Genomic DNA, 7,010 nt, shown 5'->3' on the forward strand with positions numbered 1-7,010 from the left:
TATCTATATCTTCAACATCCATATACAAAGCATCCGCCAAGCTTGCCGCCAATCCTTCGATCAGCTGCTCCAACTTGAATTCGTGCTGCATCGGTTTTATTGAATTAGCTTCCTTTGCGGGTTCCTGCTCTGCTTGAACAGTGTACAGAAGTTCAGAACTTGTGGGGATCTTCAATTTACTATTTTGTTCATTCATAGAGCAATTCTCTCCAAAATCTTTTCGGGACACTGTATTGTTTTGAGACAGTGTTATTTTAGATGTTGTATCTTTCAGAATTAATTTACTTGGCACAGATTCATTGATTAATGCTTGCAAATGTATTTTCTCTAATTTTATATTTGTATTCCCTAATTGCAGGATGTCGGGTCCTTTCCCTGGCTTATCTGTATCTCTAGGATTATAGGAATCGATATTTACATTTGAATAATGATTGACCATCTTTCCATAAATGGAGTAACTATCCTTTTTAAACGGGTATGTTGGCAGGCTCAGTCGCATTGGTGTTTTTCCACGATAAATTTGTTTCCAGTCTATTTCTACACCTTTCGTCCACAGTTCGGCTAATTTATTATAATCACTATATTCAATACTGCTAATTAAGCGAGATTCGAAATTTGAAGCATTACTTTTCTGATTTTGTTTTTTTACATTTCCGCGATAATGAGAATTCACTTCCAGATCATTGACGACCATTTTTTCCAATTCGTTTATGAATTCTGACATCTCTTTTACTACTAATGCAACACGTTCTTCCATCGCTTCTCTGCCAACTTGCATGGTATAAGCAAGGCTATACAAAATATCAGTATGCTCTGGATATTGTAATCGGCCGTTCAACCATTTCGTACAATGATTGAGTATTTTCGAACAATACTCCTTCAATTCTTTATTGTTTCTGGCAGAAATCGGAATGACCACATAGTTACCCTCAGTGCGATGATAAATAGCAGATTCCTTGACGCTATATTCTTCTAGAATAATATGAGCATTAGAACCTGAGGCCGCGAATGCACTAACTCCAGCTCTGCGAGGGTAATATTCCGTTCGGAAACCATCTTGAACTAAGGGTTGCTTCCATTCCTCCACCGTTTTCTGCATATAAAATGGGGTTTGTTCGAAATCAATATAGGGATTTAATTGATCTGAATGAAGGGATGGGACTAGTTTTTTGTAATATAATTGTAAAATCACTTTACTAAGACCACATATTCCCGCAGCACCTTCTGTGTGACCTACATTACTTTTGACGGATCCAATCGAGCAAAATTGTTTGTCATCTGTGTAGAAACCAAATGCTTTCATTAAACCTTCTATCTCTACCGGATCCCCTAGCGAAGTCCCTGTGCCATGAGCCTCAACATAACTTACGGTACGCGGATGGACACCCGCTTTATCCAGACACATCATAATGACATCAGATTGTCCTACTGGGCTTGGAACCGTCATACCATTTGTCGTTCCACCATGGTTAATGGCACTCCCTTTTATAACAGCATAGATATTGTCCCCATCTTTAACTGCCTTATGAAGAGGCTTTAAGACAATAGCACCCACTCCTTCCGAAGATACATATCCGTCTCCACCTTCTCCAAAGGAACGACAATGTCCATCGCTAGAATGCATACCTATCAATCCATATGATATGTATTTGTCGGGGTGTAAGGATACATTCACTCCGCCGGCAAGAGCCACTTCACACTCCCCATTTTTTAAACTCTCCACAGCTAAATGAACGGAAGTGAGGGAGGATGAGCACACAGTATCTATAGCCATGCTCGGACCATGAAAATTACAAAAATAAGAAACACGATTTGGAATCGACGCATTGTTTAGAGAAAACGGAAACGCCTTTCCTTTAGCTATTTCGTCAGCACATAGGAGGGTGTAATCTTTATGCATAACTCCTGCATATACCCCGACCCTTCTTAGATTATGGGGCCCTTGCGGATTTACTAAATTTTTCGGTGTATAACCCGAGTCCTCAATTGCTTCCCAACAAGTCTGAAGAAACAATCTTTCCTGCGGATCCATAATTTGTGCTTCTCTAGGTGAGATTTTAAAAAACTGAGGGTCAAAATAATTGGGGTCTTCTAGAAAACCTCCCCATTTTGAGATCGTTTTACCAGAGGCTGATTTTATATTGTCGTATTTCTTCCAATCCCATCTATTTACTGGAATCTCACTGATACAGTTCTTTCCGGACAACAAGTTTTCCCAAAATTCATTTAAATTGGATGCATTAGGGTATTGACCAGCTATTCCAATAATGGCAATATCCTTAAAGTTATCTTCCGTTTTTTCTGAAGGTGCAGATTGAATGCACTTTTCTCTCCTCTCATCGGACGGATCATTTTTTATCCTATCAATCTGTTTTCCGTATGAGGTATGAATACCAAAATCCTTCACTTCTTGATGAATGAGCTCACGTGCTTTTAGAAATGCTTCTCCATGCTTCTCTACCAGAAAGTTTGTCAATTCTCTCGGTGTAGTATATTCAAATAACAAGGTGGGTGACAAAGAAGTCTTTAGGACGGTAGCAATATCTTTTACAATGGATAATAATCCTGCAGAATCCAAGCCTAATTCAAAAAAAACCGAGTCGCTGCTAATTTCATGCATGGATAGATCAAGTTGTTGAGCAATTATTCTCCGCAAGAAATTTTCCACAAGATCGCTTAAATCATCCTCGTTTTGACCGGCATGTGGACTACTATTATCAGTTTGGATGGCTTTAAAACTCTCGTTATTCAAGGCAGGCGATTGTTGAAAAATAGAGAAATTTGCTTGGGCATCTCTTACAACTTTGCAGGCTAACCCACTTAGTTCGCCAATTTTTTCACCTGTAATGTCAAAAAACTCTAATGTTGCTGTGCTAAGTTCGCTTCCAAATTTCAACAAATCTTTCTTGATTCTAACTATACACGTATCTTCAATTAAAGCAGCAGCACGAAATGATTCATAACAAATCGGTAAAAATAATTGATCTTCCCGTGGCATATCATGATATGAAAAAGCAATGACTCCTAAACCACTTGCATCGATTAAAGCAGGATGAAACATGAATCCCTCTATTTTTTCACTATCTCCTACAGAAAGTTTAAGAAGCAATTCATTATCCTTTACGAAAATCTTTCCTGTCGCTTGCATGATACCGGTATGGACAAGCCCTTTACTACTACAGTGCTTATACAAATCATGAACATCGATCGTATTATTGGCGGTATCTTGGATCAAATGAAGATCAAGACGCTCGGTAAATTCGTGAATGGGTACTTGATGCATTTCCGCGGTGGCATAAAGAACCTTCTCCGAAGAAGTCGATCTCTCCACCGTTACTTGCCAGACACCATTGCCGACAGAATGACAATGAAGTAAGATTGTTTCTTGATTTTCGTTTCCAATGAGTAAGGGCTTATAAATCGTGAGATTACGAACTTCCAACTCTCTATAGTTGTAGCCGTTAGCCCTGAACATTTGATAGATCATGTCTATATAAGATAAACCGGGAAGCACTTCAACATTAAAAACTTTATGATTTTTCATAAGCGGATGATTTCTTGTCAACCTGATTTTTGTATTCATTATGATTTCCTCCATTTCAAAACATATCCCATATATTTGTGTTTTTAAGCTTAGTGTCATGCATTCCAGCATTGAAAATGCCAGATTCTTTTGTCCTACTATAATCCTTCTCTTCTAACACCGGTGGATTTATGGAGCTTCTAACCATTCTTTCGGAATCTAAGGCGTCATCCCAGTTTTCCATGATGACGTGAACATTTGTCCCTCCATCAGCAAAACAATTTATGGCAGCTATTTTTTTGTTGTTTTCCCAATCCATCAATTTACGATTAAAAAGTAATGGCGAATGATTCATATCAAAATGATCCATCTTCTCATAGCCCGATATAAATGGAACCAATTGTTTGTGGTGAATCATCATTGCGACTTTTATAAAGCTTGCGATTCCTTCCGCACATAAAGGATGTCCTATATTCGGTTTGATTGACCCTATATACAGAGGGTTTGTCACGGATTCGCGGTATACGGATTGAATGGCTTTAAGCTCCAACAAATCAGTGAGCTGTGTTCCTGATCCATTTGCCTCTAAATAACTTATTTCCTCCACCTCTATGCCGCTTTTATCTATTCCCGCAACCATGACTTCTTTTTGAGCTTGAAAATTAGGAGCTATCGAGGTTACGGTTCGACCGTCATTGTTTACAGCTATTGACTTAATAACTGCATAGATTTTATCTCCATCTTTTAGGGCTTGTTCCACAGTCTTTAGTAATACGAAACCAACTCCTTCACCTAGTACCACACCCTGAGCCCGTTTATCAAAAACATGATATTCAGGAGTTTCACTTAATATTTTTCTGCTTTCGAAAATTTTATGAGGGGCGTCTGTTGTTAACAGACTCACTCCTCCAACAATTGCGGAGGATATCTCTTTATGAACCAGAGCCTGTGACGCAATTTGCATGGCAACCAACGATGAGGAACAAGCTGTATCTACCACAAGACTAGGCCCTTTCAAGTCGAAACATTTAGAAATATTGGTTGCCATAAAATTTTGGGCCACTGCTAAAATTGGATTTTGAGCATGCACTAAATGATGTTCATCGATTTGATGAGCGCTTCTCCCCCCGATATAAACTCCTGTATTCGTGCCTCCAAATTCTTTTTCCGTGTATCCGGCATGGTAAATTAGCTTAAGGCACTCTTTCAATAACAATAATGCTTGGGGATCCATCAGCCTTACATCTTCTTCAGATATTTTAAAGAATTTAGCATCGAAATTAGATATATGGTTTAGCAAACCGGCGTGAAAATTACTTTCATATCCCCAGCGCTGAAAAGGAACCGGACCAAGTGCGGATTTCCCCGATTTCAAAAGCTCCCAATATTCCTCAAGCGTATTGGCTCCAGGAAACTGACACGAAGCGCCGATGACCGCTATATTTTGAAGTGTCGAGTCTTTTGGGGAGCCGCTTAAAGACCTGCTGGCATTAACGCTTTCTTCAATATGATAGATGGAGACAGAGCTTGTCTGATTTGTTAAAGAAAAGGTTGAATCAGTAAAAGTTTTCCCAGTAAAATTAAAACGTTTAGCCAAAGTGTTGTTATATTTTTGATAAAGATATTTTGCAAGCGAATCAATGGTCTGGTATTCGAATAATAATGAAGGGTCTACATTTTCATCCAAAGTATGATTGATTTGTTGGAGGATTTGAGCCATCAGCACGGAATCCACACCGTATTCCTCAAACGAAATTTGCGATTGGATTTTATTCTCCCCGATCTTTAATTCGTTTGAAAATAATCTTAATAACCAATTTTTCGTTTGCGTTAATAATTCATTGCTTTCTTCACCCACACTTGTTACTGCCTTTTTTGTTGCGTTGTTATCTATGAATGATTTTTTCATTACCATCTGCGGATCCCAAAGATCAGGGTTAACAACTGCTGGTAAAATAACCGGGCCATACTGACCAACAAGTATTTGATCTAACAGTAATAATCCCTCATTATCCGTCAAACTAAGTATTCCTGTGTTTCGGTATGTAGTTCCTTTAATTTCACCCATACCGGATTCCTTCCAGTTCGGCCATTGGATACTTATAATAGGGCTCTCTGAATGATGAAGATGGGCAAAATAGTCCATGAAGGCGTTTGCCATTGCATAATCACTTTGTCCGCTTCCGAGTGACGGAATTGCTGCGGCAACGGACGATAATAATACAAAAAATTTCAAAGGCTCATCCGATAAACAGCTATAAAGTACTTCAAGTCCGTTTACTTTCGGTTCCAGAACTTGGTTTATGCTTTTAAGCGATTTTCGAATAAATGCAGGATTTTGCATGTCAACCATACCCGCACTGTGTATTACCCCCCCAATGGGCCCCATTTCGGTTTTAACTTTTTCAATCGCTTCTTTAAGAGCTTGTTCGTCAAACAAAGGAACCGTGAGAACCCTAACTGTCGCCCCCATATTTTCCAGGTTGCGAATATTCTTAATTTTATGTGCGAGAGTTGAGTCTTCTTCACAGCTTCCCCACTCTTCTTTTGGAGGCAATGCTTCCCTTCCCATAAGAACAAGATGTTTTACTCCGTATTTAGCCACAAAGTGTCGGGCTAACAACATCCCGATCCCTTTTGTTCCGCCTGTGATCCACAAGACGTGCTCTTGCGGGAATTGAAATGTTTGTTCAATGGGTTTATTTTCTTTCACCTCTTTCATAATAGCGGCATAGCGTATGTGATCACGGTAACAGATCTCGACCTCTTTCGATTCTGACAAAAACTCATTTGTAATGAATACAGCCAGTTGTTTGTCGCTCATAGCGCTATCTAAATCTACATGGCGTGAAGTGACATGCGAATATTCACTTTGTAAAACACGATATAACGCAACTCTTGATGCGCCAGATAGATTTATCGAGTTATTGTTTCCAAAAGGCTCTAATCCTTTTGTAACTCCAAGTAGAATTAGCTCATTTCTCTTTCCATTTTCAATCATCTTTTGCAGGAAGGTTATATCCTGATCAAGGGCTATCCGTTCGGATCCGCAACCTAATAAATCGATGCAACCGCCATAGCCATTAATATCCGCTTCATTAGCAGGAAAATTATTTATTACTTCTTCTAACGTTACAATCCTAGTGGATTGCAATTGTTGTGAAACCTCTTCGGCAAGCTTCATGGTCTCTTGATTAGCTAATATCATAATTTTTCCATTAACATTTGCTTTTAAATTAGTTATATTGGACTTTTCCCACCCTTTCTCAACAAAGCAAATTTTTTTGTTTATTTGTTCTCGTTCATCTTCATCTGGATTTTTGGCGAAGGGAAGGGACCCTCTCCCTACAATATTTGTTATCCAATAACGTTCTCTTGCAAAAGGATAGGGGGGAAGACTGATCCGCCTCGGTTTTTGACCCTCGTAAAGTTTGCCCCACTCTACCTGTCCTCCCTTTACCCACACCCCTAAAATCCGGCTGTATTT

Annotated in this window: 1 protein-coding gene and 2 pseudogenes; all 3 read right to left on the reverse strand. The window is 39.1% G+C overall.

Annotated elements, in window-relative coordinates; all coding sequences use genetic code 11:
* The coding region (locus KVT34_RS13755; protein WP_217559260.1) for a beta-ketoacyl synthase N-terminal-like domain-containing protein at positions 1-3,583 on the reverse strand (3,583 nt) is incomplete at its 3' end.
* A 139-nt stretch (positions 3,584-3,722) separates the two neighbouring features.
* Positions 3,723-4,970: pseudogene (locus KVT34_RS32960) on the reverse strand (beta-ketoacyl [acyl carrier protein] synthase domain-containing protein); the annotation flags it as partial.
* A 162-nt stretch (positions 4,971-5,132) separates the two neighbouring features.
* A pseudogene (locus KVT34_RS32965) lies at positions 5,133-6,731 on the reverse strand (beta-ketoacyl reductase); the annotation flags it as partial.
* Positions 6,732-7,010 lie beyond the last annotated feature (279 nt).

It is taken from the genome of Paenibacillus sp. GbtcB18, from assembly GCF_019091125.1.
Classification (GTDB): domain Bacteria; phylum Bacillota; class Bacilli; order Paenibacillales; family NBRC-103111; genus Paenibacillus_F; species Paenibacillus_F chitinolyticus.